21 protein-coding genes and 4 tRNA genes are annotated in these 22,103 nt (G+C 73.3%); 15 read left to right on the top strand and 10 right to left on the bottom strand.

The genetic code is table 11. The features are described 5' to 3' along the window. Positions 1 to 23 precede the first annotated feature (23 nt). From E4P43_RS02525 to E4P43_RS02515, 3 genes are all read left to right on the top strand, one after another. Complete coding sequence (locus E4P43_RS02525; RefSeq protein WP_245158894.1) at positions 24 to 941, top strand: ABC transporter permease; 918 nt, start codon at positions 24 to 26, stop codon at positions 939 to 941. Further along, positions 938 to 1,732 (top strand): ATP-binding cassette domain-containing protein, encoded by a 795-nt coding sequence (locus tag E4P43_RS02520; RefSeq protein WP_135143854.1) that lies wholly within the window; start codon positions 938 to 940, stop codon positions 1,730 to 1,732. The genes E4P43_RS02525 and E4P43_RS02520 overlap by 4 nt, the downstream gene beginning before the upstream one ends. A gap of 151 nt (positions 1,733 to 1,883) precedes the next feature. Beyond that, positions 1,884 to 3,251 carry a M23 family metallopeptidase gene (locus tag E4P43_RS02515; RefSeq protein WP_135143853.1) on the top strand — a complete coding sequence of 456 codons (1,368 nt, stop codon included), beginning with the start codon at positions 1,884 to 1,886 and terminating at the stop codon, positions 3,249 to 3,251. Between the two features lie 22 nt (positions 3,252 to 3,273). On the opposite strand, the gene E4P43_RS02510 is transcribed toward E4P43_RS02515, so the two are convergent. After that, positions 3,274 to 3,780, bottom strand: coding sequence for a hypothetical protein (locus tag E4P43_RS02510; protein WP_135143852.1), 507 nt, complete (start codon positions 3,778 to 3,780; stop codon positions 3,274 to 3,276). 58 nt (positions 3,781 to 3,838) lie between these two features. On the opposite strand from E4P43_RS02510, the gene E4P43_RS02505 reads away from it, so the two are divergent. Genes E4P43_RS02505 through mftG form a run of 3 tightly spaced genes read left to right on the top strand, consistent with a single transcriptional unit; the run spans position 3,839 to position 7,519 of the window. Beyond that, on the top strand, positions 3,839 to 4,708 hold the full coding sequence (locus E4P43_RS02505) for an MBL fold metallo-hydrolase (RefSeq protein ID WP_135143851.1): 870 nt from the start codon (positions 3,839 to 3,841) through the stop codon (positions 4,706 to 4,708). Beyond that, on the top strand, positions 4,705 to 6,018 hold the full coding sequence (locus E4P43_RS02500) for an AMP-binding protein (protein ID WP_135143850.1): 1,314 nt from the start codon (positions 4,705 to 4,707) through the stop codon (positions 6,016 to 6,018). Before E4P43_RS02505 ends, E4P43_RS02500 begins: the two co-directional genes overlap by 4 nt. Next, on the top strand, positions 6,011 to 7,519 hold the full coding sequence (gene mftG, locus E4P43_RS02495) for a mycofactocin system GMC family oxidoreductase MftG (protein ID WP_135143849.1): 1,509 nt from the start codon (positions 6,011 to 6,013) through the stop codon (positions 7,517 to 7,519). The genes E4P43_RS02500 and mftG overlap by 8 nt, the downstream gene beginning before the upstream one ends. Positions 7,520 to 7,573: 54 nt before the next feature. Here mftG and E4P43_RS02490 read toward each other — a convergent pair whose 3' ends face one another. Continuing rightward, complete coding sequence (locus E4P43_RS02490; RefSeq protein WP_135143848.1) at positions 7,574 to 7,789, bottom strand: hypothetical protein; 216 nt, start codon at positions 7,787 to 7,789, stop codon at positions 7,574 to 7,576. Positions 7,790 to 8,012: 223 nt separating this feature from the next. On the opposite strand from E4P43_RS02490, the gene E4P43_RS02485 reads away from it, so the two are divergent. Together E4P43_RS02485 and E4P43_RS02480 are read left to right on the top strand one after the other, a co-directional pair. Next, positions 8,013 to 8,699 carry a phosphodiesterase gene (locus tag E4P43_RS02485; RefSeq protein WP_135143847.1) on the top strand — a complete coding sequence of 229 codons (687 nt, stop codon included), beginning with the start codon at positions 8,013 to 8,015 and terminating at the stop codon, positions 8,697 to 8,699. Positions 8,700 to 8,927: 228 nt separating this feature from the next. Further along, positions 8,928 to 9,917, top strand: a complete 990-nt coding sequence (locus E4P43_RS02480) for a glycosyltransferase (RefSeq protein WP_135143846.1) — start codon at positions 8,928 to 8,930, stop codon at positions 9,915 to 9,917. Positions 9,918 to 9,964: 47 nt separating this feature from the next. On the opposite strand, the gene E4P43_RS02475 is transcribed toward E4P43_RS02480, so the two are convergent. The 3 genes from E4P43_RS02475 to E4P43_RS02465 all read right to left on the bottom strand — a co-directional run bounded on the left by E4P43_RS02475 (position 9,965) and on the right by E4P43_RS02465 (position 10,241). Beyond that, positions 9,965 to 10,038: transfer RNA gene (locus E4P43_RS02475), tRNA-Phe, on the bottom strand. 23 nt (positions 10,039 to 10,061) lie between these two features. After that, positions 10,062 to 10,135 (bottom strand) — tRNA-Asp (locus E4P43_RS02470). Positions 10,136 to 10,168: 33 nt separating this feature from the next. Beyond that, positions 10,169 to 10,241 (bottom strand) — tRNA-Glu (locus tag E4P43_RS02465). A gap of 83 nt (positions 10,242 to 10,324) precedes the next feature. Here E4P43_RS02465 and E4P43_RS02460 point away from each other — a divergent pair. Next, positions 10,325 to 10,948: a hypothetical protein gene (locus tag E4P43_RS02460; RefSeq protein ID WP_135143845.1), complete on the top strand. Its 624-nt coding sequence runs from the start codon at positions 10,325 to 10,327 to the stop codon at positions 10,946 to 10,948. Between the two features lie 15 nt (positions 10,949 to 10,963). On the opposite strand, the gene E4P43_RS02455 is transcribed toward E4P43_RS02460, so the two are convergent. From E4P43_RS02455 to E4P43_RS02445, 3 genes are read right to left on the bottom strand one after another with little or no spacing between them, the layout of a single operon-like run. Beyond that, on the bottom strand, positions 10,964 to 11,287 hold the full coding sequence (locus E4P43_RS02455) for a hypothetical protein (RefSeq protein ID WP_135143844.1): 324 nt from the start codon (positions 11,285 to 11,287) through the stop codon (positions 10,964 to 10,966). A gap of 23 nt (positions 11,288 to 11,310) precedes the next feature. After that, the gene (locus E4P43_RS02450; RefSeq protein ID WP_135143843.1) at positions 11,311 to 12,804 is read right to left on the bottom strand and encodes a metallophosphoesterase; all 1,494 of its coding nucleotides are present in this window, start codon (positions 12,802 to 12,804) and stop codon (positions 11,311 to 11,313) included. A 49-nt stretch (positions 12,805 to 12,853) separates the two neighbouring features. Then, complete coding sequence (locus E4P43_RS02445) at positions 12,854 to 13,372, bottom strand: GtrA family protein (RefSeq protein ID WP_245158893.1); 519 nt, start codon at positions 13,370 to 13,372, stop codon at positions 12,854 to 12,856. Between the two features lie 190 nt (positions 13,373 to 13,562). On the opposite strand from E4P43_RS02445, the gene E4P43_RS02440 reads away from it, so the two are divergent. Both E4P43_RS02440 and E4P43_RS02435 read left to right on the top strand, forming a co-directional pair. Further along, entirely contained in the window at positions 13,563 to 14,444 is an 882-nt protein-coding gene (locus tag E4P43_RS02440) for a Rieske (2Fe-2S) protein (RefSeq protein ID WP_135143841.1), read from the top strand. Between the two features lie 40 nt (positions 14,445 to 14,484). Further along, complete coding sequence (locus E4P43_RS02435) at positions 14,485 to 15,312, top strand: hypothetical protein (protein ID WP_135143840.1); 828 nt, start codon at positions 14,485 to 14,487, stop codon at positions 15,310 to 15,312. Between the two features lie 414 nt (positions 15,313 to 15,726). On the opposite strand, the gene mqo is transcribed toward E4P43_RS02435, so the two are convergent. Continuing rightward, positions 15,727 to 17,229: a malate dehydrogenase (quinone) gene (mqo, locus tag E4P43_RS02430; RefSeq protein WP_209313685.1), complete on the bottom strand. Its 1,503-nt coding sequence runs from the start codon at positions 17,227 to 17,229 to the stop codon at positions 15,727 to 15,729. 287 nt (positions 17,230 to 17,516) lie between these two features. On the opposite strand from mqo, the gene E4P43_RS02425 reads away from it, so the two are divergent. The 3 genes from E4P43_RS02425 to E4P43_RS02415 all read left to right on the top strand — a co-directional run bounded on the left by E4P43_RS02425 (position 17,517) and on the right by E4P43_RS02415 (position 19,416). Next, positions 17,517 to 17,592 (top strand) — tRNA-Lys (locus E4P43_RS02425). Positions 17,593 to 17,767: 175 nt separating this feature from the next. Then, complete coding sequence (locus E4P43_RS02420; RefSeq protein ID WP_135143836.1) at positions 17,768 to 18,025, top strand: hypothetical protein; 258 nt, start codon at positions 17,768 to 17,770, stop codon at positions 18,023 to 18,025. A gap of 218 nt (positions 18,026 to 18,243) precedes the next feature. Further along, positions 18,244 to 19,416: a Fic family protein gene (locus E4P43_RS02415; protein ID WP_167759025.1), complete on the top strand. Its 1,173-nt coding sequence runs from the start codon at positions 18,244 to 18,246 to the stop codon at positions 19,414 to 19,416. A gap of 51 nt (positions 19,417 to 19,467) precedes the next feature. Here E4P43_RS02415 and E4P43_RS02410 read toward each other — a convergent pair whose 3' ends face one another. Next, positions 19,468 to 19,821 (bottom strand): hypothetical protein, encoded by a 354-nt coding sequence (locus tag E4P43_RS02410; protein ID WP_135143834.1) that lies wholly within the window; start codon positions 19,819 to 19,821, stop codon positions 19,468 to 19,470. A gap of 175 nt (positions 19,822 to 19,996) precedes the next feature. Here E4P43_RS02410 and E4P43_RS02405 point away from each other — a divergent pair, with 175 nt between their 5' ends. Continuing rightward, positions 19,997 to 21,979: a hypothetical protein gene (locus tag E4P43_RS02405; protein WP_135143832.1), complete on the top strand. Its 1,983-nt coding sequence runs from the start codon at positions 19,997 to 19,999 to the stop codon at positions 21,977 to 21,979. Positions 21,980 to 22,103: the final 124 nt, after the last annotated feature.

Here is a 22,103-nt window from a genome sequence, read left to right as displayed (position 1 = left end):
TCGTCGTCTTCACCTTCTTCGCGGTGCAGTCGGAGACGTTCCGGTCGCCCCGCGGGATCGCCAACTGGCTGGACCCGGCGTCGACGCTGGGGATCATGGCGGTCGCGGTCGCCCTGCTGATGATCGGCGGCCACTTCGACCTGTCCGCCGGCGTGCTGGTGGGGACGACGGCCCTGACCGTCGGCATCGTCGCCACCGAGCTGCGGCAGAACCTGTGGGTGGCCATCGCCGTCGCCCTGCTCGTCGCGCTGGCCATCGGTTTCGTCAACGGCTGGCTGGTGACCCGCACCGGGCTGCCCAGCTTCATCATCACGCTCGGCACGTTCCTGATGCTCCAGGGCCTGAACCTCGGGCTGACGAAGCTGTTCACCAGCACGGTCAGCGTGGGCGGCATCGACGACGTGCCGGGCTACGCGGCCGCGGAGTGGGTGTTCGCCTCGAAGATGCAGGTCCTCGGCGCGGAGGTCCGGGTCGCCGTCCTGTGGTGGCTGCTGTTCACCGCGCTGGCCACCTGGGTGCTGCTGCGCACCCGCTTCGGCAACTGGGTCTTCGCCACCGGTGGGGACGACGTCGCCGCGCGGAACGTGGGGGTGCCCGCCCGGCGCACCACGATCACGCTGTTCATGACCACCGCGGCCGCGGCCTGGTTCGTCGGGACGACGCTGGCCGTGCGGCTCACCTCCGTCCAGGCCAACACCGGGATCGGGCAGGAGCTCATCTACATCGTCGCGGCGGTCATCGGCGGGTGCCTGCTCACCGGCGGGTTCGGCTCGGCGGTCGGCGCCTCGCTGGGGGCGCTGATCTTCGGGATGACGCAGCTGGGCATCCCGTACCTGCGCTGGGACGCGGACTGGTTCTACTTCTTCCTGGGCGCCATGCTGCTGCTCGCCGTGCTGGCCAACCGGCTGGTCCGGCGCTACGCCGAGGCGGCCCGGCGATGAGCACCCCACCGACCACCCCGCTGCTCGAGCTGCGCGACCTGGGCAAGGACTACGGCTCGGTGATCGCGCTCGACGGGATCAGCGCCACGGTGCGCGCCGGCGAGGTCACCTGCGTCCTGGGGGACAACGGCGCGGGCAAGTCGACGCTGATCAAGATCCTGTCGGGCGTGCACCGCGCCGACCGCGGCGAGCTGCTGCTCGACGGGTTCCCGGTGTCCTTCGGGGCGCCCCGCGAGGCGCTCGACGCCGGGATCGCCACGGTCTACCAGGACCTCGCGATGATCCCGCTCATGGCGGTCTGGCGGAACTTCTTCCTGGGCGCCGAGCCGACGAGGGGCCGGGGGCCGTTCCGCCGGTTCGACGCGGCGCGCGCGAAGGAGACCACCCGCCGGGAGCTGGCCGCGATGGGCATCGACATCCGCGACCCCGACCAGCCGGTGGGGACCCTCTCCGGCGGGGAGCGGCAGTCGGTGGCGATCGCCCGCGCGGTGCACTTCGGTGCCCGGGTGCTGATCCTCGACGAGCCGACCTCCGCGCTGGGCGTGAAGCAGGCCGGGGTCGTGCTGCGGTACGTGGCCCAGGCCCGTGACCGCGGGGTGGGGGTCGTGCTGATCACGCACAACCCGCACCACGCCTACCCGGTGGGGGACCGCTTCCTGCTGCTCAACCGGGGCCGCAGCCTCGGCGAGTTCGCGAAGGCCGACATCTCGCGCGAGGAGCTGACCCGGCTGATGGCCGGCGGGGCGGAGCTCGACGCGCTCGCGCACGAGCTGGAGCGACCGACCGACTGACGCCCGTGTCGACATACCGACAGCGACGGGGCGGTGACCGACCGTTTTGGTTGCGGCGCGTCAACTGTTCCGCGTGTTGCCTTTGTGACTACTGGTGACGGTGCGACTCTCGCTGGGCACCACGCCCACCCTCTTCCCCAGGGAGCGAGCCATGACCCAGCGCCGTCCGACCGGACCGGCGGCCCCACGGGCCGGCCGACGCCGGTCCGTCGTGGGCCGTCCCGCCCGGCCACTGCGCACCGCGCTGATCGGTGTCGTGGCCGGTGCGGCGCTGCTGGGCACCTCCGCGCCCGCCCTCGCCGCCCCTCCGCCGCCGCCCAACCCGACCGACAGCGAGCTCGGCGCCGCCCGGAGCAACCAGGACGCCGCTGCCGCCGAGGTCGGCCGCATCCGCGGGCTGGTCGCCGCCGCCGAGGCGGAGCTTGAGAAGTTCTACATCCAGGCCCAGGCAGCGGGCGTGGCCTACGAGGCCGCCCTGGAGGCCCTGCAGCTGGCCCAGGCCCAGGCCGACGAGGCCGCCGCGGAGCTCCAGCGGGCCGCCGAGGCCGTGGCCGCGGCGGAGCGCCGGATCGCCACCTTCTCGCGGGACACCTACATCAAGGGGTCCTCCCTCTCCAGCACCGCCGCCCTGCTGGACTCCGAGGGCCCGGGTGAGCTGATCCAGCGCGCGGCGATGCTGGACTACGTCGCCGAGAACCAGGTCGACGTCCTGGGTGTCCTGGAGGTCGCGCAGGCCCGCCAGGCCAACGCCGAGTCCGTCGCCCGCGCCGCCCGCGACGAGCGGGCCGCCGCCGAGGACACCGCGGAGGCGGCCAAGCAGACCGCCGACGCGCAGCTGGCCGAGCAGCAGGTGGCCATGGAGCAGGTCGAGGCCCAGAAGGCCGACTACGAGCGGCAGCTGGAGGCGGCGCAGATCCAGCTGCTGCAGCTGCAGGGCGCGCGGGACGCCTACGCGCAGTGGGAGGCGCAGAAGAGGGCGGAGGAGGAGGCGCTGGCCGCCGCCGCCCGCGCCGCCGCCGACCGCGCCGCCCGCGAGGCCGCAGCGGCACGGGGCTCCTCGGGGGGCACGGCGGGCAGCGGTGGTGGCGGCAGCGCCGCGCCGGTCGCCTCCGGCTACGCCAAGCCCACCTCGGGCCGGGTGTCGAGCTGCTACGGCTGGCGCTGGGGCGCGCTGCACGGCGGCGTCGACATCGCCGCCCCGATCGGCACCCCGATCTACGCGGCGTCCTCCGGCGTCGTGCGCCGGGCCGGTGCGGCGACCGGCTTCGGCCTGGCCGTCTACATCGAGGGCGACAACGGCGAGGTCACCGTCTACGGGCACGTGGACAGCTACGACGTCCGCGTGGGCGAGCGCGTCTCCGCCGGCGAGAAGATCGCCGAGGTCGGGAACCGCGGCCAGTCCACCGGACCGCACCTGCACTTCGAGGTGCACCCGAACGGCGCCATGCACAGCGGTCACGTCGACCCCGTGCCGTGGCTCAACGCGCGCGGCATCTACCTCGGGGGCTGCGGCGGCTGACCCGCCTCGGCCGGGGCGTGGCTCAGCTGGTCGGGGCGGCCGGCTGGGTCGCGTCGACGTCGATGCCGCACTCGTCGCGCAGGTAGTCGCCGACGTTGGTCGAGGCCGACCCCAGCTGCTGCTGGAGCGGCGTGAGCTGCTGGTCCAGGGCGGCGATGGCGTTCGGGTCGCTGAAGTCGATCCCGGCGATCGCCCCCGAGAGCTGCTGGGCGCCGTCGGCCAGGGCCGCCCAGTCGCCGGCGATCTGCTCGGGCGCCTCGATGGCCCGGATCTCCGTGGCGGCCTCGCTCAGGATCGTCGGCAGCTGCATCGGGTCGGGCTCCTCGGTGATCGTCGCCTGCAGCCGCTCCTGGATGCTCGCCGCCTCGGTGCAGAACTGCGAGACCGCCGACCCGGCGGTGGTCGCCGTGGCGCTGGACGAGGAGCCCGCGGCGGAGCCGTCCTCGTCGGAGCCCCCGCACGCGCTGAGCAGGACGACCGCGGCGGCCAGGGAGACGCCCGCGCGGCAGGCGGAGACGGATCGGCGCATGCGCGGCAGGCTAGCGGCCCGGAGCGGACCGCGGGCGCCGCCCGATAGCGTGCGCTGCGTGCCGTTCCCGAGCGATCCCCGCACCGGCTGGGGCCTGCCCGCACCGGGGGCCCTGCCCCGCACGGCGGACCTGGAGCCGCTGGTCACGCGCGTGCTGGCGCCCAACCCCTCGCCGATGACCCTCGACGGCACCAACACCTACGTCGTGGGGGCGCCCGGCAGCGGCCAGGCGGTCCTGGTGGACCCGGGCCCGGACGACGCCGCGCACCTCGCCGCCGTCGAGGCCGCGCTCGCCGCCCGGGGCGCCCGCTGCGTCGCCGTCCTGGTCACCCACCACCACGGCGACCACGCCGAGGCGGCGCAGCCGTGGGGGGCGGCCTTCGGCGCCCCGGTCGCCGCGGCGGGGGCGGCGGTCGCCGGTCCGGGCGGACGTGTCCTGGAGCCGGGGGAGCGCCTCGTGCTGGCCGGGACCGCGATCGACGTCGTCGCCACCCCCGGCCACACCGCCGACCACCTGGCGTTCCGCCTGGAGTCCGGCGCGGCCCTCGTCGGGGACCACGTGCTGGGGCGGGGGACGTCGGTCGTCACGCACCCCGAGGGCGACGTCGTGGCCTACCTGGAGTCGCTGCGGCGGGTGCACGACCTCGGGCCGAGCGCGCTGTACTGCGGCCACGGGCCGGAGCTGACCGAGGACCCCGCAGCGGTGCTGGAGTACTACCTGGCGCACCGGGCCTTCCGCGAGCAGCAGCTGCTCGATGCCCTGGACGGCGGCGCCGCGAGCGTCGACGAGCTGGTCGCGGTCGTCTACGCCGAGGTCCCCCGCGAGGTGTGGCCGGCCGCGGCCCAGTCCACGCGCGCCACCCTGGCCAAGCTGGCCGCCGAGGGCCGGGTCGTCCTGGGCCCGGCCGAGGAGGTCCGGTCGGCATGAGCGCCGTGCCGGTCGTCACGAGCGCCGACAGCGAGCGCGACCAGCGGCGGGCCGCCGCCTCGCTCGCCGCGGCCGGGCTGCGCGCCGGGGACCGGCTGCTGGTGTCGGCCGCCGCGTCGCCGGAGCTGCTGGCGGTGGTCCTGGGCGCGCTCCGGACGGGGATCGTGCCGGTCGTGCTCGACCCGGCGCTGCCGCCCGGGGAGCGGGCCGCCCTCGCCGAGGACGCCGACCCGGCGCTCGACGCCGGGGACGACCCGGGCCGGCTGCTGGGGGAGGAGGAGGCGGACCTCGCCGACGTGCCGCTGGCCCGCCCGATGCACTACACCTCGGGGACCACCGGCCGCCGCAAGGGCGTGTGGTCCGGGGTGCTGGCCGAGGAGGACGCCCGCGCCCTGGCCGCCGAGGAGATCGAGCTGTGGGGCTTCGGCCCCGGTGACCGGCACCTGGTCCTCTCGCCGCTGCACCACAGCGCGCCGCTGCGGTTCTCGATCCACACGCTGCTGGCCGGCGGCGAGGTGCTGCTGCCCGGGCCCTTCGACGTCGCCCGCGCGGCCGGGGCCATCACCGCGCTGCGGCCGACGACGACCTTCTGCGTGCCCACCCACCTCCAGCGGCTGCTGGCCCGCGACGACGTCGACTGGTCCTCCTTCCGGCGGCTGGTGCACGCGGGCGCCCCCTGCCCGGAGCCGCTCAAGCGCGCGGTCCTCGCCGCGCTGCCCGAGGGCAGCGTGTGGGAGTTCTACGGGTCCACCGAGGCCCAGTTCACCGTCTGCTCGCCCGAGGACTGGCTGGCGCACCCCGGCAGCGTCGGGCGGGCCCGGCCCGGCCGACGGCTGGAGACCGACGAGCGGGGCCAGCTGTGGTGCGCCGTGCCGCCGTGGGCGCGGTTCGAGTACTGGCGCGCGCCGGAGAAGACCGCGGCCGCCTGGCGGGGCGACCGGGTGACCGTCGGGGACCTCGGCCGGGTCGACGACGACGGCGTCGTGTGGCTCGACGGCCGCCGTGAGGACCTGGTCATCTCCGGCGGGGTCAACGTCTACCCCGCGGAGGTCGAGGCCGTCCTGGACGCGCACCCGGGCGTGGTGGAGAGCGCCGTGTTCGGCGTCCCCGACCCGGACTGGGGCCAGCGGGTGGTCGCCGCCTACGTGGGCGACGCCGACGGCGCCGACCTGGCCGACTGGGCCCGTGCCCGCCTCGCCCCGGCCAAGCGCCCCAAGAGCGTGCACGCGGTGGGCGACCTGCCCCGCACGTCCACCGGGAAGGTGCGCCGGCTGGACCTGCCCGCGCTGCTCGGCCTCGGGGATGGCTGAGCGTCCCGGCGACCCGGACGTCGTCGTCGTGGGGGCGGGGACGGCGGGCTGCGCGCTGGCCGCTCGGCTGGTCGACGCCGGACGGCGGGTGCTGCTGCTCGAGGCCGGCGCGGACCACCCGGTGCCCGAGGAGCTCCGCGACGCCTCGACGCTGCGGGGCGCGGTGCCCGGGCACCCGGCGAACTGGGACCTGCCGGGCCTGCTGGCCGACGGGCGCACCGTCCGGGTGCCCCGCGGGCGGGTCGTGGGCGGCTCGAGCGCGGTCAACGCCGGCTACTTCGTCCGGCCGACCCCGGCGGACGCCGAGGGGTGGGCGGCCGCGGGGAACGACCTGTGGTCGTGGGACCGCCTGCTGCCGGTGCTGCGGCGGCTGGAGGACGACCGTGACTTCGGCGACCGGCCCTGGCACGGTGCCGGCGGGCCGGTGCCGGTGTCCCGCCCCGCCGACGGGCCGCCGCTGGCCGCGGCCTTCGCCCGCGCGGCCGAGGAGCTCGGGCTGCCCGCCGAGCCGGACAAGAACGCCGGCGGGCCGCCCGGCTACGGGCCGGTGCCGCGCACGGTCGTCGACGGGGTGCGGGTCAGCACCGCGGACGCCTACCTCGCGCCCCGGCGGGCCGACCCGCTCCTGACGGTGCGCGGCGGCGTCCGGGTGCTCAGGGTGCTCGTCGAGCGCGGCCGCGCCGTGGGGGTGGCGACGACGGCCGGCGACGTCCGCGCAGGCGAGGTCGTCCTCAGCGCGGGCGCGGTGGGCTCGGCCCACCTGCTGCTGCTGTCGGGCATCGGCCCGGCCGCGCGGCTACGGGCGGCGGGCATCGAGGTGCTGGTCGACGCCCCGGGTGTGGGCGAGGACGGCACGGACCACCCGATCGTCTACCTGCCGTTCCGGCCGCGGGAGGGCGTCACGGCCGGGCCCGGTCGGTCCCCGCTGCACGGGGTCCTGAACGTCACGTCCGACGACGCGGTCGTCCCGGGGGACCTGGAGGTGCTGCCGTGGCTGGCGCCGTTCGCCCAGGTCATGACCGGGGCGCCGGCCGACGGCCAGGTCGTCGAGGTCGGGGTGGCGCTGCAGCGCGCGGAGGGCCGCAGCCGGCTCTCGCTGGTGGACGGCGACGCCGGCACCCCGCCGCTCGTCGAGCACCGGCACCTGGCCGAGGACGCCGACGTGCGCCGGATGCGGCAGGGCGTCCGGCTGGCCCTCCAGCTATTGCGCAGCCGGGCGCTGCGCCAGCTCGGGGAGCCGGGCGAGCTGCCTCGCGACGACGCGGGCCTGGACCGCTGGGTCCGCGAGCGGGTGACCACCGCGGTGCACCTGTCGGGCACGGCGCGCATGGGCCCCGACGGTGACCGCGGGGCCGTGGTCGACCAGCAGCTGCGGGTGCGCGGCGTCGAGGGCCTGCGCGTCGCCGACACCTCCGTGCTGCCACGGGTGCCGAGCCGGGGCCCGGCCGCGACCGCCGTCCTGGTCGGCGAGCGCGCCGCGGACCTCATGACCGGCGGCTGAGCGCCGGTGCGTCCCGGCGGCGCGGTCGGGGCAGCCGCCGGGACGCGGTCGCGGTCAGCGGACGGCGGGCATCTCGCTGGTGGCGCCGGTGGAGAGCGGGGACCAGGCGTCCGGGTGGGGGCGGCCGACATCGGTCACCCAGGTCGAGCTGCGCGGGGCGCCGGTCGTGCGGGTCGTCGTCGCCGGGCGCGCGCTGAGGCTCACGATCACGGCCAGCAGCACGAGCAGACCGACCAGCACGCCACCGATGACCAGGAGTGTCGAGAGCATGTTCCGAACGTAGGACCGGGACTGGTCCGTGTCACGGGGCAGATCTTTCCGAACATCCGCTCCGACGTGCGCAGACTTCGCCCCGTCACGACCGTCTGGTCCCACCAGTCACAGCAGGTCTCGACAACCTCTGCCGAGAGCCGACGGTAGCCCGCGGAGCGGCTCCCGCATACCCCTGCCGCACCTCCGGGTAGGTCGTCGTCCCGAGCGACAGGAGCGCGCAGTGAGCGATCTGGCAGAGCTGGCCGGCAGGGCCGTGGCCGTGCCCCTCGGGGCGGTGGCCCGCTTCCGGCGGGGCCGGCCCATGCACCCGCGGGGCGCGGTGTTCGACGCGTCGGTGGAGCGCCACGGGGCGCAGCCGCCGTTCGGCGTGCCCTGGCTCGACGAGGTCCGCGAGGACCGGGTCGTCGTGCGGCTCTCGCGCGGGGCCGGGCTGCCCGCTCCGCTGCCCGACCTCCTGGGCCTGGCGATCCGCTTCGGCGGGGACGAGGCGCCGGTCGACCTGCTGCTGTCGAGCACCGGGCGGGGCACCTGGACCAGGCTGGTGCCCGTACCGCGTGTCGACGCCGGGAGCACCTACAGCTCGATCATGGCCTACCGGTCGGCCGCCGGGCCGCTGCGGATCGCGGCGCTCCCGCGGGTGGCCGGGGTCGGCTCCGACCCGGAGCCGGTCGCGGACGCGGCGGCCGACGGTGCGCTGGACTTCGTCCTCGCCGCGGCCGTCGGTCTGGGCGGGTGGCGTCCCTTCGCCCGCCTCCGGAGCACCTCCGTGCGCGCCACCCTCGACCCCGCGATCCGCTTCGACGCCGTGCGCAACCCGCCGCCGGGGCTGGTGGCGGACGGCCCGATGGCGAGGTTCCGCGAGCCGTCCTACGCCACGGCGCGCGTCGCCGGCCGGACGGGGCGGTGACGCGTCGGGCACACCGGCTCACCCGATGGAGTCGGTCACGGGTTGGGCGCCGGACGGCCGGGGTAGGCGGTGACGGACCGGCTCGAGTCCCGCGGCCAGGTCCAGGGAGCGTCGCCCGCACGGGAGTGCTGCCGTGACGCTCGACCGCACGAGGAGACGCACCGCCGCGTGACCCACGCTCAACCCCCGGAGACGGGGCTTCCCGCACTGCCCGGAGCCGGTCTCCGGGTGGCCACCATCCCGCACCGCGACCCCTACGTGGACGCGGTGCTGCCCGACGGCGTCATACGGGTCGGCGACCCGCTCGAGGCCGGTCCGGGGACGAGCCCGTGGTTCGACCTCGCCCACCTGGCCGCACGCGCCGGGGACGTCGACGTCGTCCACCTGCACGTCGGGTACGGAGCGCTGGACGCGGGCGTGATGGAGGCCTGGACCGAGGAGCTCCAGCGCCAGGGGATCCCGCTGGTCGTGACCGTGCACCAGCTGCACGGCCCGGGCGAGGTCGCCCCGGGCCTGGAGGACGCCCACCTGGCGGCCGTGCTCGCCACCGCGGAGGTGGTGCTCACCCTCACCCCCGGGGCCGCCGACGACATCGCCGAGCGCTACGGCCGCACCGCGATCGTCGTCGCCCACCCGTCGGTCGCCGCCGCCGACCCCGAGCTCGGGGCCGAGCGGGGGCTCGTCGGGCTGCGCGTGGGCGCGGCGTCGGCATCGGTGCCCGACCCGCTGGCGTACGTCCGGGCGGCGCTCTCCGGCGCCGTGTCGGGCGGCGGCCGGCTCCGCGTGCTGGTCGAGGCGGCGGAGCTGCCGGCGCTCGACCCGGAGGTGGCTGCCCTGGCCGACGCCGGCCAGGTGGAGCTGGTGGCCTTCCCCGCTGCCCAGTGGGCGGCCCAGCTGCAGCAGCTGCACGTCGCCGTCCTGCCCGAGCGGTGCGGCACCCACTCCCGCGACGTCGAGGTCTGCCGCGACGTCGGCACCCGCGTGGTCGCGCCCAGCTGCGGCTGGTTCACCGACCAGTGGACCGAGGTCGTGCCCTACAGCCACGACGAGCAGGGCGGGGTGGACGCGGTGTCGCTGACCGTGGCGATCGGCGCCGCCCTGGCCCGGCCGATGCCGCGCCCGGCGGACCGGGTGTGGCGGGACGGCCAGCGCGAGGCCGTGCGGCAGGTGCACGCGGAGGTCTACGCGCAGGTGGCGGCGGACCGCAGCTGGGCCTGACATGCGTTCGGCCCGGCGCGAGGCGCCGGGCCGAAGGGCTGGTGCGGTGGGCAGGGGCGGGGTCGAACCGCCGACCTCTCGCTTTTCAGGCGAGCGCTCGTACCGACTGAGCTACCTGCCCCTCCCGGCGTATCCACCGGAGAGCGACCCTGACGGGACTCGAACCCGCGACCTCCGCCGTGACAGGGCGGCGCGCTAACCAACTGCGCTACAGGGCCTTGCGTGTGGTGCTTCGTGCTGGTGGTGCTGCGTGCCCCCAACGGGGTTCGAACCCGTGCTACCGCCTTGAAAGGGCGGCGTCCTGGACCGCTAGACGATGAGGGCTCTCGTTCGCCGGGGGCAGCCAGAACAATACATGCCCCTCGCGCCTCCTCTGGACGGGGGTCCCCGGGTGCGAGGCTGTGGCCGTGCGCGCTCCTCTCCGGCTGGTCGTCCCCGCCCTCGCCGTCTCGCTCGTCCTCCTGTCCGGCTGCGCCCAGCAGGGGGACGCCGACACCGCGTCCTCCACTGCCGGGCCGACCGCGGAGGAGACCGCGACGGCCGGCGAGCCGACGGCACCGCCCGCCTCGCCGACGCCGTCGGCCGAGTTCCCCGGGGACACCGAGCCGGACACCGCCACGGCCTCCGCCGACGCCCGGGTGACGGTCAGCGACGTGCGGCTGGCCGCCCAGGACGGCTTCGACCGGGTCGTGCTCGAGGTCGGCGGCGAGGGGACCCCGGGCTGGGACGTGCGGTACGTCGACACGGCGTCGGACCCGGGGAGCGGCGCGGAGACCCGGCTCGAGGGCGAGGCCGTGCTCCAGGTCGGCCTGACCGGCGCCGGCTACCCCTACGACACGGGGGTCGAGGAGTTCTCCTCCGCGGGCACGCTGCGGGCCCCGGGCACCGGCAGCGTCACCGAGGTCGCCTTCAAGGCGACCTACGAGGGCACCACGACGGCCTTCATCGGCACGCGGACGCAGGCGCCCTTCCGGGTCTACCTCATGCAGGACCCGGTGCGCGTCGTGGTCGAGGTGGCGCACGCCGGCTGAGCCGGTGCGCGGACCTCAGTTCAGCTGAGCGGTCAGCTCGACGGAGTCGTCGGTGACGCCGGAGCAGGACAGCTCCAGCGGCCCGGCGGTGACGCTCTCACCCTCACCGCAGGACACGCTCGCGCCGCCGACGCTGAGCGAGGCGCGGCCGTCCTGCACCCCGCCGAAGGTCAGCTTCTGGCCCAGGATCTCGGCCTCGGCGCCCTCGCCGCTCAGCGAGACGGTGCACGAGCCGCCGGAGCACGAGACGTTGTCCGAGGTGAAGGAGCAGCCGGAGAGGAACAGTCCCCCGGCGAGCAGCCCAGCGGCCAGCCGGGCGGCGCGGGTCGTCGTCGACATGCCCGCAGCCTAGGGCGGCGGCCTCACCCGGGTGGGGACGTCGGTGCCGCCGGGGCGTCCGGCGCCGGCACCTCCGACACCTCCGGCGTGGTCTCGGCCGTGCGGGGGACCACCGTCCGCTGCACCGTCACCTCGGTCTCCCCGAGGCCGCCGAGAGTGATCTCGTCGTAGGCGCGCAGCGCCCCGGTCGCGCGGTCGAGGTAGAGCACCGTGCAGGTGAGCGGCTCGGGGTACTCGCCCTCCAGCGCCCGCAGCCCGGCGCCTCCGGTCGAGCCCTGCACCATCAGCAGCGTGCCGTCCGGGAGCTCGGACACCTTGCGGCTGTGCGTGTGGCCGGCCAGCACCAGGGGGACGCCGCCGTCGAGCGGGGGCGCCTGCTTCGGGTCGTGGACCAGGGCGATGGCCGGTGGCCGCGGGAGGTCGTCCACGACGTCGGCCAGCGCCTCGCCCGACTCCACCAGCACCTCCTCGCCCGCGTCGTCGTCGCCGGTGCTCTTGTCCGGCGTGAACCGCGGGTCGGGGGTGCCCACGATCTCGATCCCGGCGATGGTGACGGCGGAGCGGTCGAGCACGGTCACGTTCTGCTGGGCGGCCAGCAGGGCGGCGGTCGTCGCGGAGTCGTGGTTGCCGCGGATGTAGACGTAGGGCACGTCGAGGTCGCCCACGGACGTGATGAGCCGGTTCTCCGGCTCGCTGCCCCAGTCGGTGAGGTCCCCGGTGTCGATCACGGCCTCGACACCGAACTTCTGGCTCACCTGGCGCACCAGGTCGAACCCCGCAGGGTTGAGGTGGATGTCCGAGACGTGCAGCAGGGCCACCGTCTCGCCGTCCCCCGCAGGAGCGGGCAGCGCGGAGAGCGCCGAGTACAGCGTGCCGACGTTGGCGACCAGGTCCTCCAGCGAGGCCCGGTAGGCGTCGAAGCGGGCGACGATGTCCTCGGCGCTGCCGATCAGGCTGGAGGCGTTGGTCAGCAGCCCGGTGTAGGTGGGCTGCGAGAGCGCCTCCGGGCGCCACGTCGCGACCCCCAGCCCGCCGGTGGCCGCCAGCACCGTGGTGGTGACCCCCAGGGCGATGAGCGGCTCCCTGCGGCCCCGCAGCACGGCCCAGGAGGTCAGCGCACCCCCCGCGAGGGCCACGAGCGCGGTGACCCACACGAGGCGGACGACGGCGGAGCGCAGGTCGTCGGTGACCTGGTCGACCACGCCGGCCAGCCGGACGGGGTCCGAGGCCAGCAGCTGGGCGCGCTCCTGGTCCACCCGCTGCAGGTCGACGTCGAGCCGCAGCGGCCCGTCGTAGACGTCGACGGCGAGCTCGCCGAGCGGCGCGACGGACACCTGGGCGCCGCCACCGGACGGCCGGAAGGCGAGGGTGGCGTCGAAGGGGCCGATGGGGGCGCTCAGCCGGGCGAAGAGGAGGACGGCGATGAGCGCGCCCCCGAGCGACAGGGCGATGCGCGCAGCCCACGTCCCCGCCCGCCGGGCGTGCCGATGCCACTGCGGCGGGGTCGGGTCGTCCACCCCGTCGAGGCTAGCCAGGATGCGGACGGACCTCAGCGCGAGCGGGCGCTCACGGGGTGCTGTGCTCCGGCCGGAAGATCCAGCGCAGGGCCAGGAAGCGCATCGCCCCGATGAAGGCCGTGACGGCGGCGACCGTGGCGATCTGCAGCACCGGCTGGGTGGTCTCGGTGACGGCCTCCAGCCAGCCGAGGGCCGTGCTGGTCGCCAGCAGGCCCAGGACGGTGACGCCCCCGGCCTCCCACTGGGCGGTGAACCAGTGCACGCGCTCGTCGGCGCGGAAGGTGAGGCGGCGGTGCAGCTCGTTGGCGAGCACCGTCGAGATCGCGGTGCCCACCAGGTGCGCGGCCAGGTAGCCCCAGGCGCTCAGGGCGACGAAGAACGCGGCGTAGACGGCTGTGGTGACCGCGCCGACCAGGACGAACCGCATGAACTGCGCGGCCGTGTCGTCCTCCCGCAGCCGGGCGGTGGCCCGGGCGAGGACCCCGTCGGGCTCCTGCGTCGTCACCGGGGGCAGCTCACCGAAGGACTCGGTGCCAGGGCCACGGCGGAGCAGGGACGCGCAGGTCACGGGGGTCCTTCGGCAGGTGGGCAGGGCGGTCGGAACGGTGAGCAGGGTCAAGGCTCCTCTTCGGCATAACCGTTGTCACGCCTGAACATGCCGGTCGGGACTGTGACTCACCCGTGTCGTTGCTCACCGTTACCTGTGAGTCCTGCACGGAGCGGGTATCGGCGCCTGACCTCAGGGGTAGGGGGCGGCCATGAGCCTCATGGGGATCCTGGACCGCATCGCGGACGTGTCGGCGTTCGACAAGGCGATCGAGCCGGCGCGCAAGGCCGTCCAGGGCGCGCTGAAGCCGGGCGCGGTCAAGGACTTCCTGCACGGGACCTGGCTGGGCCACCCGCTGCACCCGGTGATGGTCCAGGTGCCGGTGGGCAGCTGGGTCTCGGCGGGGCTGCTCGACGCCATCCCCCCGATGCGACCGGCCGCGACCCTGCTGATCGGCACCGGCGTCGCCGCGGCCGTGCCGGCCGCCCTCTCCGGCGCGGCCGACTGGTCGGAGCAGGAGGTCGGCGTCCGGCGGCTCGGTGCCCTGCACGCCGTCCTGAACACCGCGGCCCTCGGTCTCTACGTGGGCTCGCTCGTGGCCCGTGGCCGGGGGCGCGGCGGGCTGGGCCGGGTGCTGTCCTACGCCGGCCTCGGTCTGGCCGGGGGGTCGGCGGCCATCGGCGGGCACATGTCGTACGCGCAGTCCTCGGGGGCATCGCACGCGGCGACGGCGGTGCGCGCCCTGTCGACGGACTGGATCGACCTCGGCCCGCTCGACGACCTGCCGGAGGGGCGGCCCACGATGCGCTCGGGCAAGGGCGGCAGCATGGCGGTGCCGCTGGCGGTCGTGCGTCGTGGCGCGCGGGTCGACGTCTTCGTCGCGGCCTGCTCGCACCTGTCCGGGCCGCTGGACGAGGGCGTCGTGGAGACGGTGCGCGGGTCGGAGTGCCTGGTCTGCCCATGGCACGGCTCGGCGTTCGACCTGGAGAACGGGGAACCGCGCCGCGGGCCGGCTGCCAACCCGCAGGAGAAGCTCGAGGTGCGCATGGAGGCCGGCCACGTGATGGCGCGCGTCCCCAGCCGCCACCGCTGACCCTCACCGCCCGCGTCCGGGCGGTCCTACGCTGCGCGGCATGAGGCGGGCGGCGCTGCTGGTGGGCGCGCTGCTGCTGGCCGGCTGCGCCGGCCGGCCCGGCGACGCGCCGGCGCCTGCCGACGCCGGGGCCGCTCTGCCGACGGTCCCCGGTGTCGAGGCGGAGGCGGTGCTCCTGCGCACCGACGAGGCGGCGGGCGACCGGTTCCAGGTGCGCGTCACCGCGGGCGCGCCGTTCACGGTGACCGCCGTCGCGCTGGAGGTGCCGGGATTCGCGCCGCTCCCCGCGGCCGCGGTGACCGCGGAGCTCGTTCCCGGGCGGGTGGTCGACCTGCCGGTGACCTACGGCGGCGTGGACTGCTCGGTCACGCCCGGGGCCGCGGCCGTGCGGCTCACCGTCCGGCGTCCCGACGGGGCCGTGGACGAGCCGCTGGTGCCGCTGCAGGGCGACGTGCCGGCCCGCGTGCACGCCGAGGAGTGCGCCGCCGTGCGGCTGGCCGCCGCGGTGGAGGTCGCCGTGACCGGCCTCCGGCCTGCCGAGGACTCGGTCTCCGGACGGCTCGCGCTGCGCCGGCTGGCCGGCGGGGAGCCGGTGACCGTCGTCCGCATCGGCCGCAGCGTCCTCGTGGAGGTGTGGGCGGACCTGCCCCTGCGGATGGGCGTCCGGGACGACGCCGCCGACGTCCCGGTGACGTTCCGTCCCGCGACCTGCGAGCCGCACGTCCTCGCCGAGACCAAGCAGCCCTACGTCTTCCCGGTGGAGCTCTTGCAGGGGGAGGAGGCGCCGGTGGTGGTCGACCTCCCGGTCGACGACGACCTGCGCGCTGCCCTGGCCGACCTCGTGCGCAGGGTCTGCGGGGCTGGCTGACGGTGCGGGGAGAGAAGCCGGCCCGGCTGCCCCGGGGGGAACGGGTCAGCCGGGCCGGGGTCGTACCCGCCGGCGCTGCGGCTCGGCGGACGATGCGGCGGACGAGGGCAGGACTGCTGGCCCCCGACCGGAACGTGATGACCGTACGTAACCGGGGTCGTCACCCGCGATCCCCTGAACGGGTGGTCCGGTCCCCGCGGGGGTGACTCGACGCACACGGGGTGTGGGGCCGTCGCCGCAGTGGGCACCCGGTCGGGGTGTTCTTCCTCTTCTCCAGCCGCCTCGGCTGCCTCGGTTCGCTGCTCCTGTCGGCCCTGCTGACGCTGGTCCTGCTCCTGGCGCTCGACGTGCTGTGAACGCGCGGAGGGGCCGGCCCCAGGTGGGACCGGCCCCTCCGGGCGCGTCGTGCGGGGGTCAGCCGTTGAGCTCCAGGGTCTGCATGGTCTCCGTGCGCACCTGCTCAAGCAGGGCGCGGTCGGAGGCGAGCGACCGGCCGTAGGAGGGGATGACCTCCTGCAGCAGGGGGCGCCAGGCAGCGGCGCGGTCCGGGAAGGCCCGCTCCAGGAGCGTGAGCATCGCCGACACCGCCGTCGAGGCGCCCGGGGAGGCCCCGAGGAGACCGGCGATCGTGCCGTCCTCGCCCACGATGAGCTCGGTGCCGAACTGCAGGATGCCCTTGCCCGAGCCCGGGTCCTGCTTGATGACCTGCACCCGCTGGCCGGCGGTCACCATGTCCCAGTCGTCCTGCTCCGCCGTCGGTACGAAGCCCGTGAGGGTCTTGTGCCGGGCCGCACGGGACTGCAGCAGCTCGCCGACCAGGTACTTCGTCAGCGCCAGCTCGGTGCGGGCGACGCCCAGCATGGAGCCCAGGTTGTTGGGCTTGACGCTCAGCGGCAGGTCGAACATCGAACCGGCCTTGAGGAACTTCGGGGAGAAGCCGGCGTAGGGGCCGAACAGCAGCGAGTACTCGCCGTCGATCAGGCGCAGGTCCAGGTGCGGCACCGACATGGGCGGGGCGCCGACGGCGGCCTGGCCGTAGACCTTGGCCTGGTGGCGGGCGACGAGCTCGGGGGACCGGGTGCGGAGGAACAGGCCGCTGACCGGGAAGCCGCCGAAGCCGCGGATCTCGGGGATCGCGGCCTTCTGCAGCAGCGGCAGCGCGCCACCGCCGGCGCCGACGAAGACGAACCGGGTGCGGACGGTGAGGTGCTCGCCGGTGCTGGTGTCCCGGACGGTCACCTTCCACCGGCCGTCGGGCTCCTTCTCCAGCTCGTGCACGCGCTGGTTCAGGTAGACGTTCACGCCGCGGTCGGCGACGTCGTCGAGCATGAGCCGGGTCAGCGCACCGAAGTTGACGTCGGTGCCGGCGGCAGAACGGGTGGCGGCGACGATCTGGTCGCGGTCGCGGCCGTCCATCATCAGCGGCAGCCACTCGGCCAGCTGCGCGGAGTCCTCGGTGTACTCGAGGCCCTCGAACAGGGGCTGGGCCGCGAGGGCGGAGTGGCGGGCGCGCATGTAGCTGCGGCCCTTCTCGCCGGTGACGAAGCTGAGGTGGGGGACGGGGGAGATGAAGTCCTTGGGGGAGCCGGTCATCCCACCGCGGACCAGGTGCGACCAGAACTGGCGCGAGACCTGGAACTGCTCGTTGATCGTGTTGGCCTTGGTGGGGTCCACCGAGCCGTCGGGGCCCGCGGGCGTGTAGTTGAGCTCGCAGAGGGCGGCGTGCCCGGTGCCGGCGTTGTTCCAGGGGCCGGAGCTCTCGCCGGCCACGGCGCTGCCCGACTCGAAGACGGCGACGCTCCAGTCGGGGGCGACGACCTTGAGGAGCTGGGCCAGCGTGGCGCTCATGATGCCCGCCCCGACGAGTACGACGTCGGGGTTCGCGCTGTCCGGAACTGCGCTGCGCTCGGAAGTCACGGCTGCCTCTCTGGCTGTCCTCGGCGAGGCGCCGGAGCGCCCTTCCCATCGATGGTCGGCTCGCGGTCGCCTGAACATGTGGCCGGTGAGCTGTGAGCCGTGTCACCCGCGGCGGCGTGCGCGACACCTCAAGTCTGCACCGCGGTTCCCGAGGTGTCCGCCGCAGGTGGTTGTGAGATGCGACGTTCTGCCCTCCGCGCCGCCGGTCGGGCCGGTGTCGACGCCGGATCCAGGCCGTGCCCGGGCGGTAGCCTCGCCCCGCGCGGCCCGCTACGCCCGGCGGCGCGGGGCCTCTAGCTCAACTGGCAGAGCAGCGGACTTTTAATCCGCGGGTTGTGGGTTCGATCCCCACGGGGCCCACCATCCCTGACCTGCGCACTTGTTGCGGGCAGTGATCGGCGCTGGCCGCCGCTGGTGCCAGCGTGGTGGCCGGTCATCCCCACAACGCCTCCCCATGCGGCGCGCAGCGTCCTCTGCCAACGCCGGAACGACGTGCGAGTAGGCGGCGCTTGCTTCCGCCGATGCGCAGCTTCCGCCGGTGCTGTGGCCGCCCGTGGCCGTGCTCGCCGTCATGGGCAGCATTGGCCTGGTTCGCTGGGCTCGGCCTCGGGCCGATGACCTGCGGCTTGAGCGGGGAATCGTCCTTATCGACCCGACGCCGCGACGGGAAATCCGGCTCATGCGTGCCAACCACCGCCGCGACGTCCGCGTTGCCCTTCTCGCGTTGATCGCTGGCATCGGCGGCGGCTTCATCCCGGCCGTGCTTACGAACGCATTCGGCCTCCGGGGGAAGTGACCGCGCGTCGCTGCCGACCCGACAGGCGAAGCCGCTCTGATCGCCGAGGCTGTCTGGGGACTGCTCGTCCGGGTGACGCTGCCCGAGCGGGTCACCAAGCCTCTGACCTGCGAGATCGTCGCGTGGTAAAACGAGTCGTCCGCGGATCGGCCGAAAATAGTACGCGTTAAGCTAAAGCCACAGGTCAGGCGGTCGAAAATCTGCCTATGCTGGACAGCATGGCGACCACTTCCGAGCGGCACGGGTTCATCTCGTTCGACGTCGACCCCTCGCGGCTGGGCCACAACGACTGGCTTATGATCGGCGAGGCGATGAGCAAGTGCGAGCACCTGGCCGGCGTTCCGCTGAAGCCGGAGGCGGCCAACGAGCTGGCGGTTGTGTCGCTCGAGCGCGGAGTGCAGGCCACGACAGCGATCGAGGGCAACACCCTCAGCGATGATGAAGTCAAGCGCATCGTGCGCCAAGGCACGGCTGACGTGCCCGAGTCCCGTGAGTACCTCCAGCGGGAGGTGCTGAACATCGTCAAGTGCATCGACGAGATCGACGCGGCGCTGGAGGCGGGGCTCCGTTTGCCCATCGACGTCGACCGCCTTTGCCGACTGAACAGGGAGATTCTGGCGGGAATCCCGGACAACCCTGAGGTCGTGCCAGGGCAGCTGCGGCAGCACAACGTGGCCGTGGGGCCATACCTCGCCCCCCACTGGACCGAGGTGCCGGAACTGACCGCCAGGCTCGTCAAGTGGCTCGACGAGCTCCGCTCCACCGTGAACCGCGACTCGCGCCGCGAAGACCGATTCTTCAACGCCATCGTCGCGGCGATCCTGGCTCATCTCTACATCGCCTGGGTCCACCCCTTCGGCAACGGCAACGGCCGGCTTGCGCGCCTCATCGAGGTGCAGATCCTCTCCGAGTCAGGAGTAGTGCCGATCGTTGCCACGAACTTGCTGTCTGACCACTACAACAAGACGCGGAACGCCTACTACCTGGCGCTACAGCGGGCCCAACAGGACGTCGGACACTTCATCTCCTACGCACTCCGAGGCTTCGTCGACGAGCTCCGAGCCCAGATCAAGGTGGTGCGAGAGGAGAACCTGCGAATCCACTGGGAGAGCTACGTCTACGAGACGTTCAACCACAAGCCGAGTACCGCCCCGCGCAGTCGCCAGCGGGAGGTAGCACTGCGCATGGAGGCTGGCAGGACGTACACCCCTGAGCAGGTCACGGAACTGACTACGGGGCTCGCCAAGAAATACGCCACGTGCGGCGAGCGGACGCCCGCTCGGGACATGAACGATCTGGCGAAGATGGGGCTGGTCGCCAAGGTCTCCCACCGGCACTACAGGGTGCTCAGGGAGAAGATCGAGGCCTTCATCCCGCCGGTGGCGAACTAGTACCGCGCCCGGCATCCTTCGCCCTGAAGGCGGCCTATGGGACAGCCCGGTTCAGCCGTCCGAGGACTGCGCAGAACGGCGCTGAGTGAGGCGACGACGTGATCTCGCGCGATCGAGCGCGGCGTCCAACCTGCCTCCCGCAAGCAACCCCTCGGCGCGCTGCACCATCTGCGAGACGCTGTGCAACTCGCTCGGCAGATCGGCCAGCCGGATGCACTGGTCCTCGTACGACGGTGCCAGCGGCGCGAGGCCGTCCGGGCGCACCAACGGCTCCAGTCGCGGCAGCCACGCGGTCTCTTCGTCGAACTGATCGTCGTAGATTTCCTGCTGCCTGACCCACACCAGGAGTTCGGCTAACGTCTCCTCAAGCAACTCCAGACGCCGTCGAGCGTCCACCTTGTCCATGCCGCGAGTATGGCGGCAGCTATGAAGTCGGACCTGTCCCTAGGTGGGACGCTGAGAGATACCCGGCAGAGGCGCGATCCTCTAGCGGCCCCTGTAATGATCCTGTGCCTCATTGATCACTCGTCATGCGAGAGTGCTGATGCTGACGCAGCTTGCTTGAGCCGAGGGTGGGGGAATGGCAACGGATCGTGCTGCTGATCCGCGCGTCAAGTTCTACGGCGTCCACGACCTGGGTAGTCACTGGCAGGCGGAGCGCGCCGCGGCCGTTCTCGAACACTTCGACTCGACAGCCGCTTCTCGCACGGTCGCTGACGTCCTTGAGCTGCACAACGCGCAACTGTTCGCGGCTAACGGCCTGTTCCCCGGTGCCTATAGCGACGAGCAGCAGGCAACCGCCCGTGCCCGCGTACGGGTCGCGCGCTCGGTGGTCGGCAGGTTCTTCAATGACCTGAACGACGGCAACCTGGCGGCCCACGTTGGCGACGTCGGCTACCACTACCACTCCGATTTGCTGGAGCTGTTCGCGCGGTTCAAAGTCTATGACCGCTGCAGCCCGGCGACTGTCCTGTCGGTGCTCGATGACACGGGCATCCGTCTGGGCGAGATGCTGGCCCAGCCGGACCTGGTGCGGGCTTGTGATGCCGAGCTGCGGGCCCGGTTGATCGCCGAACCGACCAACGCTGAGCAGTTGCTGCGTAAGTACCTGGAGCGAGACGCCCGACGCGCCGTCCACCTGCCGGCCAGCCTGACGACGGCCGATGCGCGGGCCTTGCTGGACGCCTTCCTGGAAAGTGACGACGCCAACCCCAACTGGGTGGAGCTGATCGCTACTGCGCCGTTGAACAGATACCCGGCCCTGGGGCTCGACGCCAAGCTCAAGCTCAAGGCGAAACGCAAGCACGACCGCTGGACCGAGGACTTCTTCCGAGAGAACACCGGCATCCGCACCGGCTGCGAGGTGGCCATTGCCGATGAGCAGTCGGAACCGGTGGAGGCCTCGCTCGATGGACTGGTCAGCAAGTTCTCCTACAGCCGACAGTGGCTGGAGGGCGGGCTGGACTACCCGACAATCCTGAACAACTTCATCTACCTGTTCGAGTTCGCTGACCGGCACATGCTGCTCACGCTCCCGTCGTTTGACGCTCAGCGTGGGGTCATCGAGCGCTTGATGGGCGTCGCGGGCCGTGATGATTACTCGATCGGTGCGGCCTTCCGCCACAAGGATCAGGCCTCGCTGGTGCAGACGGCGCTGTACCACCACTTCCTGCGCAGCCAGCAAATTGAGCTGGAAGCCGTCGTCGACTGGTACTTCAGCGACTACCTCCCGAAGCACTTCGGCGCGGACAATCTTCGTTTCGTCCCGTCGAGTCAGGCAGCCAGCTACTTGGAGAAGAGCCGGCACCTCTTCGTTGAGATGGAGAGGGTTGTAAAGCAGTTCGCGCTGTACGCAGAGAATGGAGAGCTGGACACCGAGCTGTTGGCCATCGCCTCAGACCAGGTCAGCTACAAGGCGATCCCCAGTCTGCTCGACGGCAAGTACGTCTACGCGAGCGACGACCACGACATCCAGCAGGTCCTGTACCTGCTGTTTTCTGACCAATCCGAACTGGCCTACATCAGTGAGGCGCTACGAGCCGACGACGCAGCCACCCTTCTGATCGCGAACCACGTGGCCTACGAAGACTTCGAGGAGTACCAGCGGCGACGGGTGGACTACCTGATCGAGCAGGGCGTCTGGACTGACACGGGGGAGCGCTTGCACTTCACCAGTCCGTACCAATTCCGGGTGTTGCACGGCCTTTCCCATGCGGAGGCGGCCAGCTACTACCACTACCCGGCTGAAGCGCGGGCGCTGATCGACGCCATGGCGGCCAAAGGTTGGCTGGTGCGGCGGAGCACCCTGCTGACGGACGCTGAGGCGAGCTACTTCAATTACAGCCTGAACCAGTCCGAGTTCAGTAACGGACCGGACCTACGTAACCGCTACCTTCACGGCTCGCATATGGATCCCAGCGACGAGGACGAGCACTTCCGAACGTACGTAACGGCACTCAAGCTACTTATTGCGCTCGTCATCAAGATCAACGACGACTTCTGGTTACAGGCTGACGAAACAAGCAGGGGCCCGACAAGTGAGGTGGAGTCGGTCGGTACTTAGTGAGACGTGAACCCACGCTGGTGATCAGCGGACGACAGCGGCGACGTCCGTTGCGGACGTGGCGGGCAGCGGTCGAGGCGATGCGGGCGGCGGGCAGCGGTGGAACGGTGACCCGATGACGCGC

The sequence above is a fragment of the Blastococcus sp. TF02A-35 genome, from assembly GCF_004571075.1.
Lineage (GTDB): Bacteria > Actinomycetota > Actinomycetes > Mycobacteriales > Geodermatophilaceae > Blastococcus.
This window is presented reverse-complemented; position numbering and strand designations above follow the sequence as displayed.